Origin of the sequence: Nonomuraea montanisoli, from assembly GCF_013363975.1 — a bacterium.
Taxonomy (GTDB): domain Bacteria; phylum Actinomycetota; class Actinomycetes; order Streptosporangiales; family Streptosporangiaceae; genus Nonomuraea; species Nonomuraea montanisoli.
Map to the genome: position 1 here is coordinate 1 of NZ_JABWGN010000074.1, position 283 is coordinate 283.

A 283-nucleotide genomic window follows, 5' to 3' on the forward strand; every position below is an offset into this window, starting at 1 on the left:
CCGCTGGTCGCGCCCGTTGGGCGGCGCCATCCGGTCGGCGACCGTCTCACGTGAAGGTGGCCACTGGTACATCAGTTTCCTGGTGGAGGACGGGCAGGCCGCCCCGGCAGCGCATCCCGGTCCTGCGGTCGGGATCGACCGGGGCGTGGTCGTGGCCGCTTCCCCCAGCGACGGCGCGTTCCACGACCGGGCCTACATCACCTCCGGCGAATCGCAGCGGTACCGGCGGCTTCAACAGCAGCTCGCCCGCACCCGGTGGGGCAGCAACCGCCCCCGCCAGGTC

General features: G+C 73.1%; 1 pseudogene. It reads left to right on the forward strand.

Going from position 1 to position 283, the window contains the following annotated elements:
* Positions 1-82: 82 nt before the first annotated feature.
* A pseudogene (locus HTZ77_RS45040) lies at positions 83-283 on the forward strand (RNA-guided endonuclease InsQ/TnpB family protein); the annotation flags it as partial.